Here is a 22,522-nt window from a genome sequence, read left to right as displayed (position 1 = left end):
ACAGCTTTAGACTTTAAGCTTACAGTATAGAGCTTACAGCTCAAATAGCCTTCTGCTTGCCTCTATGGCTTTAGGATCATTACAATATTCTTTTGCAAACTCAAAAGAGGCCTTGGACCATTTATCATATTCTTTTTGATCCATTGATACAGCTTTTTCTATAGCCGGGACTAAGTCTCCAGAATCCAAAGAGCAATCCCAACCAATCTTTTGTTTCCTCAATTTAGTCCAGGGTGTTTTATCTGAAATTATCACAGGGCAGGCAGCAGTTAATGCCTCTAAGATCCCATGGCCGAAATTCTCACCTTCTGAAGGCATCAGGAAAAAATGGTAATCCTTCATAATTCCCGGCACCTCTTCACTCTCTATACTACCTTTATAGTTCACCTGGATATTATCAGGCAATCTCCGGATCAGCTCTTTACATTCCTGCCAATACTTTTGATCGTAAATGGGACCATAAATATCATATATGATGTTTTCTGAAGAATGAGATTTAAACAGCGCCTTTAATGCTGTAAGAGTTCCTTTTTCTTTGGCCACCCGTGCTACTGAAATTAATTTTGTTGTGCTCGTTTTTTCACGTATTGGGATTGCACCTTCCTCTGTTTTTCTTGGCAGGTTTGGTGCTACCAATATCCCTTTTGAATAAGGAAAGATCTTATGGATACATTCTTTTTCCTCTTCATTGGTTGCATGAAAAATAGTTTTGCTATGCAGTCCTGCAAGCTTAGCTGCTTCTATAAAGATCTTTTTCTTTAACGGCTTTACAGAAAATGCCTGTGGATTGAGCATTCCTCTGGCTGCAACCACTACAGGTTTATTCAAGCTCTTTAAAATTCGAACCGGAACAATGGAAAAAAATCTGGAATAGATTCCATTAACATAGGCCAGTTTAAATTCCGTGTTTGAAATGAGCTGCTTGAGGTATTTTACATTTATATTATTTTCTGAGAGATAGAATACCTTACAATTTTCACCTAAAGTGGTCCACTTATTTGCTTCAATCCCATTATAAGGCTTTTCTTCACAATAATCGGTGTCCCTCGTGACAATTAGAAATTCGAATTCCTCTCCTAGATGATCCACTAAATTCGCTACTGAACGTACCGGGCCACCTGAATTCGTGCCAGGTAAAAACCAATCAATAAAGACAAGAATTCTTTTCTTTTGGTTAGGCATTGGCTACTTCTTTATACAACTCCTTGTATTGAGCTGCAATATTTTCGATGTGAAATCTCTTTACATTTTCCCGCCCCCGGTTGATCAATTTGGTACGGAATTGATCATCTTCAATAATCTTCATTATGCCTGCTCTGATTGCGGTAACATCTGTAGGATCAACTAAAAGAGCTCCATTTCCGGCAACTTCAGGAATAGCAGTTACATTTGATGAAAGTACTGGACGGCCTACTGCCTGAGCTTCAATTACCGGCATTCCAAAACCTTCATAGAGGGAAACGAAGCTGAGCACGTCACATTCTTCATAAGCAGCCTTGATCTCGCTAAAAGGAAGAAACTGCTTGTTCCGGAAATTTATTTTATTTTGTTTTAGTAATTGCACATGCAGCTCTGTTAACTCTCCAATAATTAATAGAGTACATTTTAGCCCATTGAGAGCTTTAATTGTCCTTTCCAGGTTTTTATTTGTTTTTGTGCCAAGATGAAGAATTAAGGGGTTCTTTTGGTTAAAACTTTTTGGAGAGTATTCTAATAAACTGTTGACAGGATTATAAATAACTTTTATTTTCTTTTTAGCAAATGGAATCAATCCTATTACCTGACCTTTAGAAAAATTTGATATTACTGTTATTTTGCTCACCATTAGAGCAGGCAGCCAGAACCAGAATATTTTAATAAACAATCGGTGAGAAAAGCTCCCGTAAAATGCGGATTCCAGATCATGAATAGTTAGAATGGATTTCTTGGCGAGGACTAAGGCCACATAATTTATATGACCGGTAATATGATTAATATCTCCCTTAGATTTTTTTACATATTTGAGGTTTGATAAAATACTTTTTGGATGTGCCCCATCAAAAGGGACTTCTAGTTTTTTTATTGATAAGCTTTTCTCCAGATGATTGTAAATACTTGCAAAAACTCCTTCAATACTATTGAATTGCGGAAGTCTTTTTCTGAAAATGAGCGTTATATTTCCCATTTAAGAGTTTTTTTTGCAAACCAAAAGAAAAGGAAAACTACTATACTGGCCTTTACCAAATGATTTAGGACAACTACTAATTCGGTTTCTGCTTTAACTACCTGCAAGAATAGTAATGGAATAAAGAAAATTAATAGTGGATGATTCTTACTAAAGTCTAACAACTTATTCCAATAAAGAACAAGAAGAAATCCCCAACCCAGCATAAAAGCTATTCCACCATAACCACCAAAATTGGCATAAGCCTCACCTATCATACTCATTCCCATAGAAGTGTTTTTCCCCAATTCGATACCTGTATATTTTTGAAAATTTTCCCTACCTCCGGCAATTGTTTTTCCAGGTGCAAGAAAACGCGGTAAAAGACTGGCGGAAATTGCCTCCTTTACAGTTTCTCCATCGGCATATGGTTGATCTTCCGGCACTTCTTTTATAATAGCCGAAATGATCCACCCTTGATTCAAACGCACATTTAATTCTTGCTGTTCGGCATCTGAAGAAAGATCTGAGGTATTTAGTTCTTCGCTCAAAACATTCATGAATAAACTCAACTTATTTCCCTGATATCCATTCCATACCTGTTGCCTAAATGCACCTTTAACAATTTGAATGCCGGTAATTAATAGAAATGCGCTTAGAAAAATCACCATCTTTTTCTTAAAATCAGGTTTATATTTTAAAGCCCATAACATAAAAAAGAATGCTCCCCATAGTAAAAAGTCATGAAACAAAGCGCTGTCAAGTGAACGCATAAATAAATAACCTATAGCGGCATAAAAAATAATGCGATCCTTCCGGGAAGGAGAAAACAATAAAAGTCCTGCTCCTATAAACTTGAACTGAGCAAGCAGAAACAGGAAAAAAGCCAGGGAAGGGGGAGCAAAAAATCCACCTATATCGGCTATTACTCCAAGAAACAATATGGGTTTACCATAAACAGTCAAATTCTCAATATTAATTTCATCAAACTGAAATTTGATTTTCTTTCGGCTAAATACTGCAATTGCAAAAAACAGGTACGCAGGTACGACGTAAGACATATAGGTCATCTCATCTACATACATATAATATTTGTAATGTTGAACGGATGAACCATAACTGTTAATTGGCCCTACGATCCATTGTAAACCGGCAATAAGAAGGAGAAATTCTAGAACGGGGAAACTCCTCCCCAGTTCCTGGAAAAATTTCCAAAAAACAACCAGAAGAATTCCGATGCCAAAAATACTCCAAAAATTCATAGATTAATTATTTTCTTTATGGTTTTTTATTCCTAGAGGAGGCAGTGCTCGTTGTAAAATCTGGCTCAATAAGCTCTCGTAATCTCTAGCATCATTATGCACTCGATCAAGTCCTTTCTGAATTAATGTTTCCAGCTGTTTCTCGTTCTGGAGATAAAATTGAATTTTCTCTACCAGCTCATCTGGCGAAGAATAGAAAATGGCTTCATCTTCAGAAAAAAAAGATGATGTTTCTATATTTTTTTCAGTTAATAATGCTGTACCACAAGCAGGTATTTCGAATGTACGTGTTGTATGGAATTCCGGAAAATTTTTTGATAAAAGGCCAAGAGCAAACTTCGAGGAAGAAAGAAATTCTGAGTATTCGTGGCTGAAAATACCAGAACCGACATAATCAAGATTGGGATTTTCTTTATGTTTATTAGCGAATTTATTCCATCCCATTCCCGCCACTCTTACTTTAATATTATTCTGCAAAAGAAGTTCAATAATTTCAAAACGCGACTTTTCGGCTAATCCTATAAAGGCAACAGAATTATCTTTTTTCTCAAAAGGCAGCTTTGAATAATGAACATCTTTTGAAAACCCTTGAGTTGTTAAAATAATCTTTTCTTTAGGAATATGCTCCGTGTATACGGGAATTTCAGCTCTTTTTGTTGTAATCAAAAAGTCATAAAAAGGTATTGATTTCTTAAAATGAACAGATTTATTTTCGTAGAAAGCCATATCGGGAGTGTAATGAATAATCTTTTTACTCCTGGCTTTTAAATTTTTCATCAAGTTAGGTGTCAAAAAAATACCTTTATCCACCCAAACTAAATCAAACTTGGCAGAAGTTTCCATTTCCTCCAATTCTGTTAAGCAATATCGGTTAGTATTTGATACTAAAGGACCTCTTTTATATCTAAAACCCAAAGTTCTCCAGATTCTGGGTGTATTATAGAATGGAAAATGGGTGTCAATAACATAAAAATGATCTGGTGATAATATCTTTTTTATCTCTTCCGCCCTCATGTGACTCGTGGTTCCCTTACTGTATTGACCTATATATAAAATTTTCATTATTGTATTTTTTCCAATATGGTGGAATAAGCATCTTCAAACCAGTATTGTTTGGCTTGGTAAGGAAGATTCTTTTCTGACAGGGAGTTTAATTCGGTAGAAGAAATATTAAGAAAATCCACTTTCGTTACCTGGGGAATAGTTTCTTCAGTAATATATTCCCAACAGCCTTCCAGTTCCTCTGGAAACCAAATGTTAAGGTTACAAGCGAGATATTCAAATAATTTATTAGTTGCGTTGTACTTATAATTTTCATTGAAAGCTTTATGTAATATTACACCTATTCCATAATTACTAAGAATGTTTGGTACCTCTTCATACTCTATTCCCCCTTCGTGGAACGTGACTTTTTCACTTTTTAGTTGTTTAAAGTATTGCTTTACATCATTGTGTAAATTATATGAATATATATCTAGAGAGTATTTCTCTTGAGAAACTATCCAGTCACACAGTTCTCTTATATAGGTAGACTCAAACGCTAAAGAACCTATATATACGATTTTTTTTCTTTGAAACTCAGTTTTGTTTTCGTTTTGTCTTTGCCAGTTCTTTGGTGGATAGTTTGGCAAAATCTGCAATTTGTTTGGAGAAACGCCAGGGTGATCCTTGGAAAATAAATCAAGCCGATTCGAATTCGTCTGACTTATCCAATCTGCGTGCGGGTATAATTGTCTCTTTTCTAATTTATGAAAATACTTTACTATTTTCATGTAATTTTCATACCATTCTGAAGAAGCATATTCATGATAATGAATAAAAATCTTGCACTTACGGTTGACGAGCCTAGAATAGACATATACAGGCCATGAGGAAATAGATTCGTAATAGAAAATCGCATGGGGCCGGGTTTTAATAAGCCCGTATAAAGTTTTTAAAAAATAAACAGCATATAAAATACTTTTCTTAAGCACAGTTTGTTTTGGTTCAGGAGCGTCATAACGTTTTATCTCAATCTTTTCAAGATCATAAACTTTTCGATTTTTCTTGTTATGAGTAGTATAGACATGTGTATGGATCTTACTTTCCACGGAAGCCACAGTATTAAGGAAATTAATAACAGGTGGATAATATTCAATTGGGTAATAATGTATAACTGTTAATTTGATCATGGGCACGTAGTTTTAAATGACGGTAAACAAATTTCCAGTAGAATTACAGCCAGCCTTCTTTTCTTTGACCTATTGGGAAAACGCGGTCTCGCATACAACAAAGGCATCGACTAATTTTTTTGTTTTTTCTAGTACGACTTCGTCACTATAGTAAAGCTGCAAAAGTTTTCTATTATGGTTCCGTTTCTTTATACCTAAAGAACCGGAATGTGAATCTATTCTATCTGATGCCAGTGCCTGAACCGATTGAATTATAAAACCCTTTGAGGTTAAAAATTGAAATAATGGATTGTTTTTATCCATAATAATTTTTGTTCCTAACCATAGCAAGCCAATGATGTTACCCAAAGCCTGTTGCCTGTTATGATTCATTATGGCAAGAGAACAACTACCGAGAAATTCATTATATTTTTGAATAGGCAAAAAGTCGGTTAAGGGCATAAAATTTTCTCCAAAATATTCCTGACCTATTTTTAATATCTCATTCCTGTAATCTTTACTTCCATAGCTTAAGGGAACAATTATTTTTCTGTGTTTCCAGTCAAGATTTTCTTTAATAAAATCAAATGATTCAATATGATTGCATGCAGCAGTACTACTGTTTCCCACTAAAATATTAGGACCCGAAATTTCTAAATCTCTGATAGCTTCGGTAACGAAGTCATCTAGAGAACCATAAGAAAAATCAATAAATTCTAGGTTTAATGAAAGGCGGTCATTCATCAATTCCAGTTCATTGGATATGACCGGGGCACAAAAGTTAATCCTCTTCATTGCTCGGCCCCTCTCTTTATAAGGTAGAAATAATCGTCTGATCCAATTTGTATAGGGATATAGATATTCATTCCACCCTAGTAAATCTTTTATAAGTTTCCGGGTTTTCTCCTTATAACTCCTGTCCATAAATAATTTCTGGGCATCTTGCCCCCAGAATAACCAGATCACAGGAAGATTCAGTGGTGCAGCATTAATTATTTTACATTTTTCTTCAGTCATGTAATGTATGAATATTGCGTCGTAATTATATAAGTTCAACTGTTTCTCTAAATCCCAGATAAGTTTTACTTTTCCCTTTTGATTAATATATTGAAGTTCATGGCTACTGCTGTTTACTAAGACTGCGAAAAGATTAGCACCGGGAGCAACTTTTTCAAATTGTTTGATGGCTAAATCAATAAATTTTTCGTCATCAACTATATGTAATAGTTTTTCCGTTTTCATATATTTTTTGCTGGAACTCCAACGACAGTAGTCCCTGAAGCTACATTTCTTGTTACGACAGCACCTGCACCTATTACCGCCTCATCATTAATATTTACGTCAGGTAGAATAGTAGCATTTGCGCCTATTGACACTAAATTGCCTATTAAGGACCGACCTAAAACTTTGGCACCAGGACCGACTTCACAAAATCTACCAATTTTCACCTCATGATGAATTTGTGCGCCTGCATTGATGAGAGTCCCTTCACCAATTGAGACTTCATTACTTATGAAACAATGCTCCATAATATTCAATCCATCTCCAAGAAAAACCTCGTAAGTTCCTAAAATCGAAGATTTAGAAATTATTGACGTAAGCTTTCCTTTACTTTTGAAAAAATTTGCCAATTTAAGTCTAACATAAGGATTACCTGTGCCAAGACAGAAAGCGGGATTTACAGAAGTTAAATATTCTAAAGCTTCTGTTCTATTACGTATAAGCGAATACTCTGAATATATTTTTTCTGGTAGGTCAGGACTTACATCATCATAAAACATCATGGAATCCTTTCCATATCCTAAATTAATTAAAACCAAGAGTATTTCCTTCGCATGACCTTTTGCACCAAGTATAAGCATTTTAGAAATATTTTTGTGATCTAAGTATGAATCTTACTATCATATCTATTTCAGCTTTTGTAATACTATAGTATAGGGGTAAACAGAGAACTCTTTTAGAAATATCATCGGTAATTGGTGTTTCCCGTTTTTCAACGTAATTTAATTCCGTTAGAGACGGGTAGAAATAGCGCCTGGGAGTTATTCTGTTTTTTTCTAATTCGTCTACCGCTCTTAGAAGGAGCTCTTCACTTTCAAAGATTATTGGATAATAAGAATGGTTATAAACTGTTGTGCCTTCAGTTATTTTTGGTCTTCTTACTTTTAATTTTTCCAGTAGTAAATGGTCGTAATACTCTGAATCTACTTTACGTTTCTGTAGTATTTGATCAATATATTTAATATTAGTTAAACCCATTGCAGCGTGAAATTCACTGTTTTTACCGTTTATTCCTACTCCTTCAAAAATTGTTGGTCCATTATGACCGAAGTTGCGAAGAAAGGAAAGTTTTTTTAGCACCGCAGGATCTTTGGTAATAACTGAACCTCCTTCAATCGTGTGGAATAACTTAGTAGCATGAAAGCTGCAAGTGCTGATGTCACCCCATTCAAAAATAGATTTTTTGTTATACTCAGAACCAAAGCTATGCGCGCCATCGTAAATTACTTTTAAATTGTGTTTTCTGCTTATTGCTTCAATAGCTTCCACATCGCAAGGGTTGCCGTAAACATGGGTTGCTAATATGGCTGATGTGTTTTCCGTTATAGCATTTTCGATCAGAAATGGATCAAGGTTGAGAGTGTCTTTATCGATATCAACGAATACAGGCTTACAATTCTCCCAAACAATTGAGGAAGTTGTAGCTACATAAGAAAAAGGGGTAGTAATTATTTCACCTTGTAAACCAAGTGCTTTAATTCCCAATTGCAAGGCAATTGTGCCATTTGTGACAAAGAGTAAATGATCAAGATTCAAATAGTCTTTTAACTGAAGCTCTAACTCATTTACCAAGGGGCCGTTATTGGTTAACCAATTCCGATTCCATATTTCATTGACAAAAGAGATATATTCCTCTTTAGGAGGTAAAAAGGGTTCTGTTACGTTTATCATATCTTATTAATTATTATCTCCAAACCAATTAATACTAACCTCTTTCCCATGAGCGGTACTTTTTAAAAGTTGCTCCATCTTATCTATGTAAGATTCCATTTTTAATCGTTGTAACATTATTTCAGCTCTGTCTTTATACTCGCCGGTGATGCTCTCATAAGTGTTATACATCATAATCAACTTATCGGATAGATCGTTAGCATCTTCAGCGGTAAATCGCTGCCCAAGCCCAAAATGTTTTGAAAGCTCTCCTAATCCACCACTGTTGGAAACTAAAGAAGGAATACCGGCTTCCGCAGCTTCACAAAAAATTCTGCCGAATGGTTCCTGGATACTTGGAATAACCATCATATGCATATTCTCCAGCTCTTTTTGAATATTTGTTTGAAATCCGCGTAGTACAAACATAGATTGAAGATCTGCCTTTTCAATTCGATTAATAAAATCCTTTTCTATCTCTGCGGAAGGAGCATTTCCAACTATATAAAACTTAAACGGATAGTCTTTTAAGTTTTTTGCAGCTTCTATTAGTAGGAAATGTCCCTTAGATTTACTTATTCTACCTAACAGGATAATATTAAATGGATTCTTTGATTGCTTCTTCTCAACCTTTTTTAGATCTTTAGGTTGGTAGCCATAATAAAGAGTACTTTTTTTAGAATTTTCTATTGTTAGCTTATCTTCAATAAAAGCTGAATTACTAATAAAACTTTTAACTCTATTAGTGATTCTAGTCGAAAGACTATTTACCCAATACGCATCTTCTAAAGTAGAAACTTCACAAAGGATGGGTTTTTTACTAATTAAATTATTCAATATACTTATAGGTCTCAAAACACCTGCCTGGTTGATAAAAATTAAGTCAAACTTGCCAGAATTTATTCTTTTAGTAGTATGATAATAAGCTAATAATTTAGACAAGTAGCCATTTGAGGCAGGCTCTAAAGTTTCCTCATACGCAATACCATTATCTTCAAGTAGAGAGGAAAAAGAAGAGTTTTTCGGTAGAAATACTGTAAAAGAATATTTCTTTCTATCTATATTCGTAAGGATATCTAAAAGAACCATTTCAGATCCATAAAGATTTCCTGAAGGTTCTATAACCGCGAAATTTATCATTTTAAAATTTTTAGTAAAGTGTTGAGTGGAATTAAAATAACCCGCTATCTATAATATTCTGCTAGCTTTCTTAATTTAAAAATTTTATTTTATCACGTAGAGTTAGAGCTTTTTCGAAGCCAATTCCATTTGCTATTTTTTTAAAGGTTTTCCCTCCCTGAGGCCACATTTTCGAGAAACCTAAAGCATGAAATTTATTTTTAGCCAATGACAACAACTCAGGGTATTGAGGATGAAAATGGTAAATAAAACTTATGTAATTGTTCGCGAGAGCTTTTTTAACCTCCTCATTCTTCAAATACTCAGGAATATTCTTTTCATAAAGCATGTAAGAGGATAAAAGAGCTTCTGCTTTTAATTTATTTTTATTGTTTGATTGACTAACACTCTCAGGATTTCCTGAACGGTAATAAACATTGGCACTTTCACAATATTTAATTTGAGATGCATTGATTAATACTCTTGAAAAAAATTCACCATCCTGATTAATGCTTAGGCCTTCAGTCCATTCTCCTGCCTTTTCTATAATATGGCGTGGGGTTAGCCATATAGAAGTTTGCCCCACTCCTTTACCACTCCAGGAATCGATTAGCCAATTTACTGGATCTGAATAGTCCTTATTTATTTCGAAATTTTGAAACTCAGTGTTTTTAGGTGAATCCTTAAATTTTACCCACGAGCAAGATGCTATAGCATCCCGAGAACTTTTTTTAAGCATTTCTACCTGAATCTCAATTTTATTAAGAGATAGTATATCATCGGCATCTAAATATTGAATATAATCTCCTGTGCAGACCGAAAAAGCATAGTTTCTAGCAGCACAGGCACCTTTATTAGTTTGAGAAAATACTTTTATTTTTTTCGATTTCAGATAGTTTATATCTGATAGACTATTATTAGTGGAACCATCATCTACTATTATGATTTCTAAATTTTCATAAGTTTGATCCAAAACCGATTGCAGAGTTTCAACTAAAAAATTAGAATTAAAATTTGGTATTAATACCGAAACTAATGGCAAACTCATATAAACTTAATTAATTTTGCAGGTATACCACCTACTAAAGAACGCGTCTCAACATCTTTTGTTACAACTGACCCGGCTGCAATAACTGCCTTTTCTCCTATTTTCACACCTGGGAGAATTATTACTCCTGCTCCAATCCAGGCTCCATTTTCTATTATTATAGGTGAAGTTTTAATAGGTCCCTTCCACGCGGGTTTATTTTCTTCAGCATAATCATGATCGTGAGTATATAAGGTACAATTTGGACCGATTGCCACTTCCTGGCCAATGACGATGTCATGACATACATCCATTATTGTAAAATCTCCTATGTTAGTTCCTTTGCCAATTTTTATTCTTCCATGGTGATTCTTTTCACGAGGAAATATAGAACAGTATGTTTGGAAGGTTACATTTTCCTCAATTATCCACTTATTGCTTGCATACATCTTTGAAAATTCACCAAGAGAAAATTTATCACCAATTTTCATCACCGAGTTATTAGTGACAATTATTTCTGAATTCCTACTCAAATTACAAGAATCAGCGATTTCAACCTCAGAATTTCTGGATATTTTGAATATCGCTCTATCTAACCTCCCTGAATTTCCAATTTCCAATTTACCAGCACCCTCAAAAATTACTGGAAATTGAATACTTAAATTTTTCGAAATTTTTGCTCTAGAAAGATTATAAAACCAGTAAGTATGGTAGACAATTCTTTTAAAAAACAGCAGTATGATTTTCCAAATTAGGTAAAGCATAAATTAAAATTCTTTGGCATGAAACACCTTATAAGACATAAATATATCCTTAAAGTTGAATCTCTTGAATTGCTGCATTAAGTAGCGCTGATAAGACTTTAGATGTTTATAATTTAAAACTTCTTGTTGCTTTGAGTTTTTGTAAAAATTGAATTTTGCTACATAATGTCTTGAAACATTCAAAGTTTTAACCTGATTCATCGTGTTTTTCTTTCGAATAGATGCTTCTTGCCCTTCGGAGGTTCGATACCAAACCATGCCATGGGGCATTAGTACTACAGGGTACTTAAGGGAGATTTTGTGCCAGAATTCAAAATCGCCATAGTGCCGCACTTTTGAAAATCCGCCTACGTCAGAAAAAGCATCTTTTTTTATAATAGAAGACAGAGGTGCTTTATGAAAAATAGAACTCTTAAAATAATTCCATTGGTATGCTTCTTTAGAAGATAATTGAATTGGATAAATGCTATGCTTATCTTGATCTAATGAACAAAGCCCATAACCTGCGTCTGGAAATTTCTCCATATAATATACAAGTTGTTCTAAACCATAGGGATAGATCATATCATCTGCATCGACATACTTTAAATATTTACCTGTTGCATAAGAAGCGGCTTGGTTTCGGTTGGGATAGTCTCCTAAATTTTGTTCATTTTGAAAAACTTTTATACGCTGATCCTCTTTCTCAAATTGTTGAGCAATTTTTAATGAATTATCAGTAGATCTATCGTCGACAATTATTAATTCGAAATTTGTATATGTGGAAGCTAAAACGCTTTTTATAGCTTGTTCAATATATTTCTCCCGATTATACACCGTCATCAATACAGAGACTAATGGATTATTTAAGCTTTTCATATAAAGATTATCTTTTTTAGACGATTTTCCAAAGCCAATGGAAATAACCCCAATATTTTTTCAAGGGTTGTGATATTTCCTTTAACTGGCAAAGTTGCAGCGATACAATTTTCGTAAGCTTGTGTTTGATTCCAGGGATTGAACATTTGATTTGCCTTCTTTTTACAGATTGCACTCATTTCAGACAGTTTTTCTCTTTCTTTAGAAAGTTCCTCAATATAATCTGCATATTGATTTGGATGGTTTAGATCAACCGTATAACCGTTTACTTTATGTTCAATGAGTTCGGGGATACCACTTTTTAATGAAGTTGCCATTGGTACTACTCCACATTTCATTGCTTCTACCACCACGACCGGCAGTCCCTCCCCACTTGAAGGAAGTAATAAGATATCGTGTTTTTCATGTCTTTTTATTACTTCTTCATTCGACAATTTGCCAACTAAAGTTACTTTATCATTTTTATGAAAAAGTGTTCTTAATTTTCCTTTTTCCGGGCCTGATCCAATTATATTGAGATGATAATTAATATTTCTTTTATCCAGTAGTTCTGTAATAATTTTTAATTTCAAAACTCCTTTGGCCTCAATTAGAGATCCCACAAAAGCCAGTCTTAATTCCTTGCTTTTAATTTTTACACTTTTCTTAATATCAGGAACAGGGAATTTTATACTAGAAAGCTTAAATCGTGACTTACTTGGATTGTTATTTTGTAGTGCTAAAACCTGATCCTTCAAGTAATCACTTACCGTAATAAATGAACTTATTAAATCTCCTTTTTCCCTGATTACATTGTAATAATGTCTATAGTCGCCGTGCATTATGTAAACAACAGGAATTTCCAATTTGAAGTACTTTACCACTTCCAAGTCAAGTCCCCCATCATTTGAAATAATTATTGATTTTTCATTCAGATGGTCTTTTATATTTTTTAATACCCCAAATCTTGAGGACCATTTTCCATCGTAACTTAATCTTATGGTTTCATCTACGTTAAACTCCCCATTTATTCTTCTAGCAGGATCTTCCAGATGATTGTGCAATAAAATCACTTTAGTATAGAATTTTGAAGATCTGTACCTGGTTAAATTTCTAATTACAGATGCAACTCCAGCATCCTTATCGGGAAGTATAAAGACAAAATTCATCTCGAGAAAGATTTAACCCAAGATATAAAATTAAACTCTTGAAAAATCTTCAATTTATCATTGTACATATCTCCAACATGATCTTTACCGTAATAATATTTTATAACCTTTACATTTTCACCTTTCCTTGGTCGAGCTGAAAAGAAAATTTTGGGAAAATTAACATTATCAAATCTTTCCATTAGATCATCATGAAATCTATTTTGATCATTCATTACAACAAGTATTTTGTCTGAGAGAACTCTTTTTTTTCGTCTGTTCCATTTTTCTTTTGCCTCTTCTTCATTTTTGTAATGCAAGAAATGGATTTCAAGATTATTGGAAAGAAGACCGATTGGATACTTTTTCTTTTTATGTTCCTGATAAGATTCCTGAAATCGACTGGAGTTGATAAAATTTAATTCCTCATTAAGATATTTATCGATGTCTTCTATGAATTTAATATAGTCTTCTGCAAAAAAATAGAGACCTACAGTTGGAGTATTATAGGGACGGTTAATAGTTTCGTAAAGATGCCCGGCATAACAGTTGTTAGAAATAAGTGTAAATTCAGAATTTCTAAGATTTTGTTTAGCGTATTTTCTATAGAAATAGTTGCCAAAACTTTTTAGATGTAGTTTTAATCTTCTCAAAACTTTAGTTGTTATCGTCTGCATCACTTTTTTTCTGATATTCTGAATTTTAATAACTAAAGGTTTTAAAATATCAAGAAATTCAATAAAACCTGAAGTTTTAAGAATCACATTAGTTGTAAAAAATATTAGAATAAAGACAATCGATTTGAAGATGATCCGGAGAATGAGGTTATCTATAAAAGACGGAGTGAAAATGTCTATCCCAATAATTATCAGAAACGGCACGAAATAAATTAAAAAAGTTTTATAAAAATCGAAATATCTAAAATTAAAAAATTTCTTCACCAGGAATAGGTTAAAAGTAATTCCGACCATTGCGGCAATTATTGTAGAAGATATATACGCAAAAAGCCCATAGTAGATTGCTACAGGTATAGCCAAGAGATATAATAATTTTTTAAAAACTTCAACTTTAAGAATAGCGCCCGATTTACCAATGCTCAGAACCGGGTTGCTCAAAATTGTTGGTATTGTAAAAATGAATGAAAAAACGGCTAAGATCTTAAAAATAGGTACACTTCCAATCCATTTTTCAGTCAGTAGTAAAACTATAATAGACTCTGCATTTATGAACATTAGGCCTGAAAATAAAAATGTTGTAAAACAAACCAGGTTTAAGATTCTTATCATGGCCGCCCGGAGTCTCTCTTCATCTTGAGCCATTTTGGACAAAGAGGGGAAAAGTACGCCTGAAAAAGAGGAAAAGGCATATTGAACTACAAGCTTATTTAAGGATTGTGCTTTATAAAAAAGACCTAATACTGAGGCTGAAAAAACTTTACCTATAACCAGAGTGTCCATTCTCGAAAAGATAGAATCAATAAAAATACTTAGAGAATATTTGTAACCAAATGACCATAATCCCTTGATCTGTTTGATATCGAACAAAAATGAAGGTTTCCAAACTGAAAAATACCAGATTAATATAGTACCGATGGTCCATCCCAATATTTGGGAATAGATCAGGCTATATACTCCAAAACCTGTGTAAGCTAAATAAATCCCCAAAGCACCTGAAAGTATTCCTGCTGATACTTCTACTTTAAACGGAGTTTTATAGTCAAGGTTTTTTCTAAGAAGAGCATTTTGCAATGTTGTTAAACCTTTTATTAAAAAAGTTAGTGACATTAATCTGGTAATGGCTTCGAGCTTTGGCATCTCAAAGTAAGAAGCTATTAATGGAGCACTTATATACATCAAAACACCTAGAACAAGCGCCATCAACATGTTGATCCAAAATACCGTTGAAAGCTGTACCCGGTTCACCCGTTGCTTTTGAATTACAGCGTTACCAAAGCCAAAATCAACAAACGAATCGGTTAAACTTGCAAATACCATAGCCATTCCTAAAAGACCAAAATCTTCTGGCATAAGTAATCTTGCCAGGATGGTAGAAACAATAAAGGTTCTCAATTGGCCTACCAGTAACTTAGAAAAGTTCCAGGTTGCTGCATTAAGGGTAGTACTTTTAAGATCTCTCAAAAGAAGCAGGTAATTTTAATAATTAAAGGCCTATAACCTTGTATCTTAAGATCTTTAGTCATTTAGCAGCGCTGACTCCTTTTTGTAGTATTTAACATACCATTTCACGAATTCGTTTATCCCTTTTTTAATGCTGGTTTGGGGATCGTAATCGTACCGTTTTCGAAAATCTGAAATATCAGCCCAGGTTTTCTCTACATCACCAGGTTGCATTGGTAGAAAATCTTTCGAGGCATTTTTGTCCAAGGCTTTTTCAATTTCAGAAATGAAATCCATCAATTTTTCAGGTTTGCTATTTCCAATATTAAATAGTTCATAGTTAGAAGTCTCAGTAGTACCCACCTTAAGTATGGTAGCAAGAATCCCCTCAATTATGTCATCTATATAGGTAAAGTCTCGGGATAAATTTCCTGAATTAAACACCTTAATTGGTTTGTTATTAATAATAGCATCAGTAAATAAAAACATTGCCATATCGGGTCTACCCCAGGGACCATAGACAGTAAAAAAACGTAAACCAATAGTTTTTATACCAAATAGGTGACTGTAGGTATGCGCCATGAGTTCATTACTTTTTTTTGAAGCAGCATAAAGACTGATGGGATTGTCTACATTATCATCTGTTGAAAACGGAACCTTATCATTTTTTCCGTATACACTTGAACTACTGGCATAAACCAAATTTTTGGTTCCCGAGTACCTCATGGATTCTAATAAATTCAAAAATCCTGCAATATTGCTATCCATATATGCTGATGGATTTTCGATGCTATACCTTACTCCGGCCTGTGCTGCTAAATTGACCACAGTATCAAAGGATTCCTTTTTTAAGACTTCCGGTAAATTTTTTCTATCCCCAAGATCCATTCGAATAAAGCGGAAATTATTTCCATATATGATGGAAGTAGTCCAATTATTCCATAAATCTGCCTCTTCTTGGGAAATACCCAACTGTTCTAGACGAGCAAACTTTAGGTTTACATCATAATAATCATTGATATTATCTAAGCCTACTACTTCATTGCCATCCTCGACCAGCCTTCTACATAAATGAAAGCCAATAAATCCTGCAGAACCTGTGACTAATATCTTCATAGAATAGTCGTTATAATTTCGTAATAGTGTTGCGCGTTCTCCATTTTATAAGCAGCTATATTCTTTTAGCTATACCGTCTTCTAAGATTTTGAAGTAAAATTACTACTGCTCTAATTTTTTTAAAAGGTATTGACCATAGCCGTTCTTTTTAAGTGGTAAAGCCAGATCCTCCAATTGTTTTCTGTTAATATATTTTTTATCAAAAGCAATTTCCTCAAGGCAGGCTACTTTCAACCCTTGTCTTTTTTCTATAGTGTGTATAAAATTAGAAGCCTCAAGCATAGATTCATGGGTGCCGGTATCCAACCAGGCGTAACCACGGCCCATTAGTTCTACTTTTAAATTCCCTTGTTTTAAATAATCCTCGTTTACAGAAGTAATTTCCAGTTCTCCTCTATGACTGGGCTTCACATTTTTTGCAATTTTCACAACAGAGTTGGGATAGAAATACAATCCTGCAACGGCATAATTGCTTTTTGGCTGTTTAGGTTTTTCTTCGATGCTAATGACATTTCCGTTCTTGTCAAATTCGGCAACTCCATACCTTTCCGGGTCGTTGACATAGTAACCAAAAACAGTAGCTTTCCCTACTGCTTCTACGTTCAACCGTGACTGTTTCAGCATTCCGGTTAGTCCCTGCCCATAGAAAATATTATCTCCCAGTACCAGGCAAACATCATCACTGCCTATGAATTTTTCTCCAATGATAAAGGCCTGTGCGAGTCCGTCCGGACTTGGTTGTTCTTTATATTCGAATCTCATTCCAAGATCTGAACCGTCTCCCAGTAACATCTTGAATTGAGGAAGGTCATTAGGGGTGGAAATAATTAGCACTTCTCTAATTCCCGCAAGCATCAAAACTGATAGCGGATAATAGATCATAGGTTTATCGTAAATACTCAGGAGCTGCTTGGATACTCCTTTTGTAATTGGATATAAACGGGTGCCGGAGCCGCCGGCGAGGATAATACCTTTCATGTAAATACGGATTTCGCGGATTCTAAAAACGATTCCACGGATTCTTTTTAATTATACTGTTTATTGTAGTATTGCTGGTAGCTTCCAGAAGTGACATTTTTAAGCCACTCCTCATTTTCAAGATACCAATCGATCGTTTTAGATAGTCCTTCTTCAAAAGTTACGCTGGGTTTCCAGCCTAGTTCCTTGTTTAGTTTGGTTGCATCAATCGCATACCGTAGATCATGACCCGGACGGTCTTTAACGTAAGTGATCAGCTTTTCACTTTCTCCTTCATTTCGACCTAACTTCTGGTCCATTTGTTGACAAAGAAGTTTTACCAGGTCTATGTTTTTCCATTCATTAAAGCCGCCTATGTTATAGGTTTCATTATTGCTGCCTTTATGAAATACCAAATCTATTGCGGCCGCATGATCTTTAACAAAAAGCCAGTCTCTGGTATAATTCCCATCCCCGTAAACGGGTAGGGATTTATTATTTATAATATTATTTATGAACAGAGGAATTAGTTTTTCCGGAAAATGATTAGGCCCGTAATTGTTGGAGCAGTTGCTTATGACATAAGGAAGCTTATAAGTCTCTCCATACGATCTCACAAAATGATCTGAACTTGCTTTACTGGCAGAGTATGGAGAATTTGGATCGTAGGCCGTGGTTTCGGTAAATAAGCCTTCTTCTCCTAAACTACCATATACTTCATCGGTACTTACATGGTAAAATAGTTTCCCGTTAATATCTTTCCAATGCTCTTTTGCGGCAGTCAGGAGGTTTACTGTCCCCATTACATTAGTCTTCACGAAAGCCATAGGATCTGTAATAGACCTGTCTACATGAGACTCCGCAGCCAGGTGAATCACCCTATCAAACTGATGCTTGCCAAAAAGTTCATCTATTTGTTCTGCATTAGTAATATCTGCTTTTAAGAAAGTATAGTTCGGAGCATCCTGAATATCTTTTAAATTCTCCAGGTTACCTGCATAGGTTAGGGCATCAAGGTTGAAAATATGATATTCCGGGTATTTGTTTACAAACAGGCGAAGCACGTGAGATCCTATGAACCCTGCACCACCTGTAACTAATATTTTTTTGATATACTTCATAAAATTTTAAATCCTTTTAAACCTGTTATACAGCCAGTACGGGTTCTTTTCTTGCTTCTTCAACTATAGGTTTTCCTATACTGCTAAGCTTAAAGCCTATTTTTGTAAGTTCATGTAAATTGAGCAAATTCCTCCCATCAAAAACAAAAGCAGGTTTTAGCATACGCTCGTAAATTTTTTCCCAGTCATAGGTTTTAAATTCATCCCACTCGGTTAATACGGCGATGGCATGGGCATCTTCGCAAGCTTGGTAAGGATCGCTTACTACTTTTAGTAGCTTACGATTTTCTTCTTCTGTTCTTGTTCCTAAATAATCCAGGTCGGCATACATCTGTTCTTCGGTTACTTTGGGATCGTACACCACGATCTCTGCCTGTTCATTCAGAAGGTAATCGGCTACATATATAGCGGCAGATTCCCGGGTATCGTTAGTATCTTTTTTAAATGCCCAGCCTAAAAGAGCTATTTTTTTTCCAGAAACAGTATTAAACAAGGTCTTGACAATATTGGCCGCGAACCTTCTTTTCTGATGATCGTTCATGATGATCACCTGTTCCCAGTAATCGGCTACTTCATCCAGGCTAAGGGATTTGGCGATGTACACCAAGTTAAGGATATCTTTTTGGAAACAGCTTCCTCCAAAACCTACCGAAGATTTTAGGAATTTCGGACCTATCCTGGAATCCATACCAATAGCCCGGGCTACTTCATTCACATCGGCGCCGGTCTTCTCACAAAGTTCGCTCATGGCGTTTATGCTGGATACTCTTTGTGCAAGAAACGCATTGGCGGTTAATTTCGAAAGTTCAGATGACCACACATTGGTGATCAGTATTCTTTCTTCTGGAAGCCAGTGCGCATAAATATCTACCAAAGCCTGTACAGCTTCAGTTCCTTCAGTTGTATCAATATCACCTCCAATTAAAACCCTGTCGGCATTTTGGAGATCTTCCACTGCCGTTCCTTCCGCAAGGAATTCAGGATTGGAAAGAATTTGAAAATTCACCCCATTCCCTGTATTTACCAGGATACTTTTTAAAGCTTCCGCAGTGCGGACTGGTAAAGTAGATTTTTCTACAATGATCTTATCTGTAGTAGATACCCTGGCGATTTGCCGCGCACAAAGCTCAATATATTTTAAGTCGGCAGCCATTCCTTTTCCTATTCCGTAAGTTTTTGTAGGCGTATTTACCGAAATAAAGATCATTTCAGCTTTATCTATGGCAGCATCCACTTCAGTAGAAAAGAAAAGGTTTCTTCCTCTTGCTTCTTCTACCACCTCAGCCAGTCCCGGTTCGTAGATGGGAAGGTTATCCAGGTTGTCATCATTCCAGGCTGCGATTCTTTTTTCGTTCAGGTCAACAACAGTAACGTTGATCTCGGGACATTTCTGGGCGATCACAGACATAGTAGGTCCTCCTACATAGCCTGCACCTATACAACAAATATTTTTTATGTTCTTCATTTTATTATGACGCGGATTCCACTGATTTGGGCGGATTACGCGGATTTTTTTAAATTGCGGATTCCATCGATTTAAGCGGATTACGCGGATTTATATATTATAGTTTAGCGTCAGCTTTGTCTCCAAGGATGCCTTTAACATCGTAAACTATTGATTTTTCACTCTTTAATTCTTCAAGATCCAGTAGAAGAAATTCCTTATGAGCCACAGCCAGAACAATTGCATCAAATTTTGCCGCATGCAATTCTTTCACGGTGTCAAGATTATACTCATGCTTTACTTCAGCCGGGTTTGCTAAAGGGTCATAAATAGTGACATTCGTTTGATACTCTCCCAGGTGTCTTATCACATCTACCACTTTGGTATTTCTTACATCTGGACAATTTTCCTTAAAGGTAATTCCTAACAATAAAATGTTAGCTCCTTTAACCTTCAAATCATTTTTAAGCATCAACTTAATAACTTCAGCAGCTGCATATTGACCCATAGAATCATTCATACGCCTTCCAGCAAGGATGATATCCGGATGGTAACCAATTTCCTGAGCTTTTTGCGCCAGGTAATAAGGATCTACTCCAATACAATGACCTCCTACAAGTCCAGGTTTAAAAGGTAAAAAGTTCCATTTGGTACCCGCAGCGGCCAATACATCGCTAGTATCTATATTCATTATATTAAAGATCTTAGCGAGTTCATTTACAAAAGCTATATTGATATCACGTTGTGAGTTTTCAATTACCTTTGCAGCTTCTGCCACTTTAATAGTAGGCGCTAAATGGGTGCCTGCAGTTATTACACTTTTATATAACTTATCAACTTTTTTTCCAACTTCAGGGGTTGAACCAGCAGTCACTTTCAAAATTTTTTCAACTGTATGTTCTTTATCACCCGGATTAATCCTTTCCGGTGAATATCCTACGAAGAAATCCTCGTTGAATTTTAGTCCGCTTACTCTTTCTAAAACCGGCACACATTCGTCTTCGGTCACTCCGGGGTAAACGGTGGATTCATAAATAACAATGTCTCCTTTTTTTAAAACTTTAGCTACACTTTCACTGCTTTTGTAAAGTGGCGTAAGATCGGGGCGGTTATTTTTATCAATTGGTGTAGGAACGGTAATAATGTAATGATTACATTCACTTAAGTCCTCTAAATTAGCAGTGCAAAACAATCCAGCTTCTTTGGTAGCTTGCGGAACTAAACATGCTTCTAGAAGTTCTGGTTCCACTTCCAAAGTTGAATCGACACCGCTTCTCAATTCAGCGATCCTTGATCGATTAATATCAAAACCTACAACGGAATACCTGGTTGCAAATAATCGCGCTAAGGGAAGTCCAACGTAACCAAGGCCAATAACTGCAATTTTTATTTTATTCATATTATATTTTGACTTCTTTAAATTTTTGCTGGTTGTTTAAGAACCAGTCATAGGTTTTTTTAATTCCCTCTTCCAAAGAAGTAGTGGCTTCCCAGCCTTCGTTTTTTAATTTTTCAACGTCCATAAGTTTACGCGGAGTACCATCAGGTTTTGAGGTATCCCAGATGATCTTTCCGGTATGACCAACTATTCTTTGGATCAATTCAGCGAGCTCATTTATGGTAAGATCCTCTCCTGTACCAATATTATAAAGATTCTCTGGTAGTTTGTTTTCTAAAGCAAAGCAAACAGCATCTGCTAAATCATCTACAAAAAGGAATTCCCGCATTGGTGATCCGCTTCCCCATAGTTCGACAGGCTTACTACTGGCATCGACAGGCTCATCACGGGTTTCGTCAAGCTCACCGCAGGCAGGCGCATTATCATTCATCTTTGCGTCATGGAATTTGCGAATCATCGCAGGTAATACATGTGAGGTTTTTAAATCGAAATTATCATGAGTACCGTAAAGATTGGTAGGCATTAGACTTACATAATCTTTTCCAAACTGTTTCCTAATCGCTTCGCAGGCTTTAACCCCGGCAATTTTAGCAATAGCATACCATTCATTGGTCGGCTCCAGGCTATCGGTTAGTAAATATTCTTCCTTTAATGGCTGTGGAGCATGCTTTGGATAAATACAAGAGCTCCCTAAGAATATAAATTTCTGAACATCCGTTTTATGAGAGAAGTCGATAAGGTTATTCTGAATCTGCATATTCTCCATCAAGAACTGATAAGGATATTTACTATTAGCCATAATACCGCCTACTCTCGCTGCCGCATCGATGACTACTTCCGGTTTTTCAGTTTCAAAAAATTCAGCCACAGCTGCCTGGTTACGAAGATCCAGTTCCGAAGAAGTTTTACCGATAAGATTTGTATATCCTTCAGCCTCCAGTTTTCTCCAGATCGCTGATCCCACCATTCCACGGTGACCGGCTATA

Annotated in this window: 19 protein-coding genes and 1 pseudogene; all 20 read right to left on the bottom strand. The window is 35.4% G+C overall.

Going from position 1 to position 22,522, the window contains the following annotated elements:
- Positions 1-33: 33 nt before the first annotated feature.
- The 20 genes and pseudogenes from ACNI3T_RS09195 to ACNI3T_RS09100 all read right to left on the bottom strand — a co-directional run bounded on the left by ACNI3T_RS09195 (position 34) and on the right by ACNI3T_RS09100 (position 22,521).
- Positions 34-1,182, bottom strand: coding sequence for a glycosyltransferase family 4 protein (locus ACNI3T_RS09195; RefSeq protein WP_418227540.1), 1,149 nt, complete (start codon positions 1,180-1,182; stop codon positions 34-36).
- Positions 1,175-2,164, bottom strand: coding sequence for a glycosyltransferase family 4 protein (locus ACNI3T_RS09190; protein WP_418227539.1), 990 nt, complete (start codon positions 2,162-2,164; stop codon positions 1,175-1,177). Before ACNI3T_RS09190 ends, ACNI3T_RS09195 begins: the two co-directional genes overlap by 8 nt.
- Positions 2,152-2,976 (bottom strand): hypothetical protein, encoded by an 825-nt coding sequence (locus ACNI3T_RS09185; protein WP_418227538.1) that lies wholly within the window; start codon positions 2,974-2,976, stop codon positions 2,152-2,154. The genes ACNI3T_RS09190 and ACNI3T_RS09185 overlap by 13 nt, the downstream gene beginning before the upstream one ends.
- A gap of 432 nt (positions 2,977-3,408) precedes the next feature.
- On the bottom strand, positions 3,409-4,467 hold the full coding sequence (locus tag ACNI3T_RS09180; RefSeq protein WP_418227537.1) for a CgeB family protein: 1,059 nt from the start codon (positions 4,465-4,467) through the stop codon (positions 3,409-3,411).
- Positions 4,467-5,576 (bottom strand): glycosyltransferase family protein, encoded by a 1,110-nt coding sequence (locus ACNI3T_RS09175; RefSeq protein WP_418227536.1) that lies wholly within the window; start codon positions 5,574-5,576, stop codon positions 4,467-4,469. Before ACNI3T_RS09175 ends, ACNI3T_RS09180 begins: the two co-directional genes overlap by 1 nt.
- A 69-nt stretch (positions 5,577-5,645) precedes the next feature.
- Complete coding sequence (locus tag ACNI3T_RS09170; protein WP_418227535.1) at positions 5,646-6,797, bottom strand: TDP-N-acetylfucosamine:lipid II N-acetylfucosaminyltransferase family protein; 1,152 nt, start codon at positions 6,795-6,797, stop codon at positions 5,646-5,648.
- Positions 6,794-7,417, bottom strand: coding sequence for an acetyltransferase (locus ACNI3T_RS09165; RefSeq protein WP_418227534.1), 624 nt, complete (start codon positions 7,415-7,417; stop codon positions 6,794-6,796). Before ACNI3T_RS09165 ends, ACNI3T_RS09170 begins: the two co-directional genes overlap by 4 nt.
- Position 7,418: 1 nt before the next feature.
- On the bottom strand, positions 7,419-8,507 hold the full coding sequence (locus ACNI3T_RS09160) for a DegT/DnrJ/EryC1/StrS family aminotransferase (protein ID WP_418227533.1): 1,089 nt from the start codon (positions 8,505-8,507) through the stop codon (positions 7,419-7,421).
- Positions 8,508-8,513: 6 nt separating this feature from the next.
- The gene (locus ACNI3T_RS09155) at positions 8,514-9,575 is read right to left on the bottom strand and encodes a glycosyltransferase (protein ID WP_418227532.1); all 1,062 of its coding nucleotides are present in this window, start codon (positions 9,573-9,575) and stop codon (positions 8,514-8,516) included.
- Between the two features lie 121 nt (positions 9,576-9,696).
- Positions 9,697-10,653: a glycosyltransferase family 2 protein gene (locus tag ACNI3T_RS09150; protein ID WP_418227531.1), complete on the bottom strand. Its 957-nt coding sequence runs from the start codon at positions 10,651-10,653 to the stop codon at positions 9,697-9,699.
- A gap of 5 nt (positions 10,654-10,658) precedes the next feature.
- A pseudogene (locus ACNI3T_RS09145) lies at positions 10,659-10,808 on the bottom strand (DapH/DapD/GlmU-related protein); the annotation flags it as partial.
- Positions 10,809-11,399: 591 nt separating this feature from the next.
- Complete coding sequence (locus tag ACNI3T_RS09140; RefSeq protein WP_418227530.1) at positions 11,400-12,254, bottom strand: glycosyltransferase family 2 protein; 855 nt, start codon at positions 12,252-12,254, stop codon at positions 11,400-11,402.
- Positions 12,251-13,402, bottom strand: coding sequence for a glycosyltransferase family 4 protein (locus ACNI3T_RS09135; RefSeq protein ID WP_418227529.1), 1,152 nt, complete (start codon positions 13,400-13,402; stop codon positions 12,251-12,253). The genes ACNI3T_RS09140 and ACNI3T_RS09135 overlap by 4 nt, the downstream gene beginning before the upstream one ends.
- Positions 13,399-15,519: an oligosaccharide flippase family protein gene (locus ACNI3T_RS09130; protein ID WP_418227528.1), complete on the bottom strand. Its 2,121-nt coding sequence runs from the start codon at positions 15,517-15,519 to the stop codon at positions 13,399-13,401. Before ACNI3T_RS09130 ends, ACNI3T_RS09135 begins: the two co-directional genes overlap by 4 nt.
- A gap of 54 nt (positions 15,520-15,573) precedes the next feature.
- On the bottom strand, positions 15,574-16,614 hold the full coding sequence (locus ACNI3T_RS09125; RefSeq protein ID WP_418227527.1) for an NAD-dependent epimerase/dehydratase family protein: 1,041 nt from the start codon (positions 16,612-16,614) through the stop codon (positions 15,574-15,576).
- 103 nt (positions 16,615-16,717) lie between these two features.
- Positions 16,718-17,593, bottom strand: coding sequence for a glucose-1-phosphate thymidylyltransferase RfbA (gene rfbA / locus ACNI3T_RS09120; RefSeq protein ID WP_418227526.1), 876 nt, complete (start codon positions 17,591-17,593; stop codon positions 16,718-16,720).
- A gap of 47 nt (positions 17,594-17,640) precedes the next feature.
- Positions 17,641-18,684 (bottom strand): dTDP-glucose 4,6-dehydratase, encoded by a 1,044-nt coding sequence (gene rfbB, locus ACNI3T_RS09115; protein WP_418227879.1) that lies wholly within the window; start codon positions 18,682-18,684, stop codon positions 17,641-17,643.
- Between the two features lie 34 nt (positions 18,685-18,718).
- Complete coding sequence (locus tag ACNI3T_RS09110) at positions 18,719-20,158, bottom strand: UDP-glucose 6-dehydrogenase (RefSeq protein ID WP_418227525.1); 1,440 nt, start codon at positions 20,156-20,158, stop codon at positions 18,719-18,721.
- A gap of 97 nt (positions 20,159-20,255) precedes the next feature.
- Positions 20,256-21,536, bottom strand: a complete 1,281-nt coding sequence (locus tag ACNI3T_RS09105) for a nucleotide sugar dehydrogenase (RefSeq protein ID WP_418227524.1) — start codon at positions 21,534-21,536, stop codon at positions 20,256-20,258.
- Position 21,537: 1 nt separating this feature from the next.
- Positions 21,538-22,521, bottom strand: a complete 984-nt coding sequence (locus tag ACNI3T_RS09100) for a GDP-L-fucose synthase family protein (protein ID WP_418227523.1) — start codon at positions 22,519-22,521, stop codon at positions 21,538-21,540.
- Between the last annotated feature and the right edge of the window lies 1 nt (position 22,522).

Source organism: Christiangramia qingdaonensis (assembly GCF_048381525.1).
GTDB lineage: Bacteria > Bacteroidota > Bacteroidia > Flavobacteriales > Flavobacteriaceae > Christiangramia.
The sequence above is the reverse complement of the archived record's forward strand: the minus strand, read 5'-3'. Positions and strand labels throughout refer to the sequence as shown.

Coding starts and splice junctions, on each gene's coding strand:
- ACNI3T_RS09175 (WP_418227536.1), bottom strand. CDS start 5,576: ATGATCAAATTAACAGTTATACATTATTACCCAATTGAATATTATCCA.
- ACNI3T_RS09170 (WP_418227535.1), bottom strand. CDS start 6,797: ATGAAAACGGAAAAACTATTACATATAGTTGATGACGAAAAATTTATT.
- ACNI3T_RS09150 (WP_418227531.1), bottom strand. CDS start 10,653: ATGAGTTTGCCATTAGTTTCGGTATTAATACCAAATTTTAATTCTAAT.
- ACNI3T_RS09195 (WP_418227540.1), bottom strand. CDS start 1,182: ATGCCTAACCAAAAGAAAAGAATTCTTGTCTTTATTGATTGGTTTTTA.
- rfbA (WP_418227526.1), bottom strand. CDS start 17,593: ATGAAAGGTATTATCCTCGCCGGCGGCTCCGGCACCCGTTTATATCCA.
- ACNI3T_RS09140 (WP_418227530.1), bottom strand. CDS start 12,254: ATGAAAAGCTTAAATAATCCATTAGTCTCTGTATTGATGACGGTGTAT.
- ACNI3T_RS09165 (WP_418227534.1), bottom strand. CDS start 7,417: ATGCTTATACTTGGTGCAAAAGGTCATGCGAAGGAAATACTCTTGGTT.
- ACNI3T_RS09190 (WP_418227539.1), bottom strand. CDS start 2,164: ATGGGAAATATAACGCTCATTTTCAGAAAAAGACTTCCGCAATTCAAT.
- ACNI3T_RS09180 (WP_418227537.1), bottom strand. CDS start 4,467: ATGAAAATTTTATATATAGGTCAATACAGTAAGGGAACCACGAGTCAC.
- ACNI3T_RS09160 (WP_418227533.1), bottom strand. CDS start 8,507: ATGATAAACGTAACAGAACCCTTTTTACCTCCTAAAGAGGAATATATC.
- ACNI3T_RS09125 (WP_418227527.1), bottom strand. CDS start 16,614: ATGAAGATATTAGTCACAGGTTCTGCAGGATTTATTGGCTTTCATTTA.
- ACNI3T_RS09135 (WP_418227529.1), bottom strand. CDS start 13,402: ATGAATTTTGTCTTTATACTTCCCGATAAGGATGCTGGAGTTGCATCT.
- ACNI3T_RS09155 (WP_418227532.1), bottom strand. CDS start 9,575: ATGGTTCTTTTAGATATCCTTACGAATATAGATAGAAAGAAATATTCT.
- ACNI3T_RS09110 (WP_418227525.1), bottom strand. CDS start 20,158: ATGAAGAACATAAAAAATATTTGTTGTATAGGTGCAGGCTATGTAGGA.
- ACNI3T_RS09105 (WP_418227524.1), bottom strand. CDS start 21,536: ATGAATAAAATAAAAATTGCAGTTATTGGCCTTGGTTACGTTGGACTT.